The following is a 1,965-nucleotide window of genomic DNA, read 5'->3' on the forward strand; positions in this document are numbered from 1 at the left end:
GTCGCGCTCATCAGACGGTTCCTTCCGTGACGGCTCCGCGCAGGTCACGGCGCAGGACGAAGCGCTGGTAGATCAGCGCGACGATCAGGGAGATCAGGAACATCACGACGGCGATGGCGCTGCCGTAGCCGTAGTTGCCGGCGTTGCGGCCCTGGGCGAGCATGTAGATCGCCATGGTGGAGGTGCCCGCGGTGCCCGAGACGTACTGGCCCCAGATGATGTAGACGAGGTCGAAGAGCTGGAGCGAGCCGATGATGGACAGGAACGCCCAGATGCGGATGGTCGGGCCGAGCAGGGGCAGGGTGATGCGGCGCTGGATCTGCCAGTAGGAGGCGCCGTCGATGGCGGCGGCCTCGAAGAGTTCCTGGGGGATCGACTGGAGTCCGGCGAGCATGAGGATGACCGCGAAGCCGATGTACTTCCAGGTGATGATGGCCATCAGGGTCCAGATGGCCAGTTTCGGGTCCGAGAGCCAGTCGGCCTGCAGTGAGCTCAGGCCGATGTGGGCGAGCAGGTCGTTGATCGCGCCGTCGCTCTGGGCCATCAGGCTCCAGCCGGTGCCGACGATGACCTCGGAGATGATGTAGGGCACGAAGATCAGCACGCGGATGACCGACCGGCCGCGGATCTTCTGGTTCAGCAGCAGGGCCAGGCCGATCGCCAGCGGGCCCTGGATCACCAGCGACAGGCCCATGATCATGAAGCTGTGCTTGAGGACCTGCTGGAAGGCGGGGTCCTTCAGGATCAGCTTGTAGTTGTTCAGGCCCACCCAGTCGGTGGGCGCGCCGTAGCCGTGCCACCGGTAGAAGCCGTAGTACGCGGCGAGCGCGACCGGGAAGATCACGAACGCCAGGAACATCACGATCGCCGGTGCGGACAGCACCGCGATCTCCAGCCGCATCCTGGCACGGCCGCGGCGGCGCGGAGCCGCCCGCGGCGGGGCCGGGGGCTCGACCGAGCCCCCGGCCCCGGGCGTGCCCTGCGACGGGCGGCCGGCGGCCGCACCAGTACCCAGGGTGTCGCTGCTCATCGTGTGCGCACTCAGCCCTTCTCAGCAGCCGAGTTGGTGTCCTTGACGATGTCGGCGGCGCTGCCCTTGCCCGCCAGCAGGTTCACCACCGCGGTGTTCATCGCGTTGCCGACGTTCTGCCCGTACACCGTGTCCAGGAACTGCATCGAGTAGGCGGCCTTGTTGAACGCCTGCAGCGCCGAGATGTTGTACGGCTCGGTCACGATGCCCTGCGCGGTCTTGTTCACCGGAATCGTCACGAACGCCTTGCCGTAGGCCTCCTGCTGCTCCTTCGTGATCAGGAACTGCAGGAACTGGAAGGCCTCCTTGGGCGCGTTCTTCGACAGCGAGTACCCGCCGCTGCCGCCCATCATCGCCGACGGGTCGCCCTGGCCGCCCTCGACCGCCGGGAACGGGAACCAGCCCAGGTCCGGCAGCGGCTTCTGGTCCGGCGTCAGACTGCCGATCACCCCGGGGTCCCAGTTGCCCATCAGCTCCATGGCCGCCTTGTGGTTGGCCAGCAGACCCGCCGACGACCCGGCACCCTGCTGCGCCGACGCGGTCAGGAAGCCCTTCTGGAACGGGTTGGTCTTCACGAACGAGGACAGGTCCTCGCCGGCCTTCGTCCAGCACGGGTCGTCGAACTTCAGCGACTTGGCGGTCTTGTTCATGGTGTCCTGGCTGCACTCGCGGACCGCGAAGTTGTAGTACCAGTGCGCCGCCGGCCACGCGTCCTTGCCGCCGACCGCGATCGGCGAGACGTTGATCGCCTTGAGCTTGGCGACGTCCGCCTGCAGCTCGGTCATCGTCGTCGGCGGCGCCGCGATACCGGCCTGCTGGAACAGGTCCTTGCTGTAGTAGATGCCCTCGGGCGCGGTGTCGAGCGGGATCGCGTAGACCTTGCCGTCGATCGTGTCGCTCGCCAGAGCCGCCGTACCGACATTCGTCTTGTCGGT

General features: G+C 67.1%; 2 protein-coding genes. Both read right to left on the reverse strand.

Annotated features, from left to right (window positions below; translation table 11 throughout):
• Positions 1-10 precede the first annotated feature (10 nt).
• Complete coding sequence (locus IH54_RS0138460) at positions 11-1,030, reverse strand: carbohydrate ABC transporter permease (RefSeq protein ID WP_031526170.1); 1,020 nt, start codon at positions 1,028-1,030, stop codon at positions 11-13.
• Positions 1,031-1,041: 11 nt separating this feature from the next.
• On the reverse strand, positions 1,042-1,965 hold a 924-nt coding region (locus tag IH54_RS0138465; RefSeq protein WP_031526172.1), incomplete at its 5' end, for an ABC transporter substrate-binding protein.

This window comes from Streptomyces sp. NRRL F-5123 (assembly GCF_000721495.1).
Taxonomy (GTDB): Bacteria; Actinomycetota; Actinomycetes; order Streptomycetales; family Streptomycetaceae; genus Actinacidiphila.

Coding starts and splice junctions, on each gene's coding strand:
- IH54_RS0138460 (WP_031526170.1), bottom strand. CDS start 1,030: ATGAGCAGCGACACCCTGGGTACTGGTGCGGCCGCCGGCCGCCCGTCG.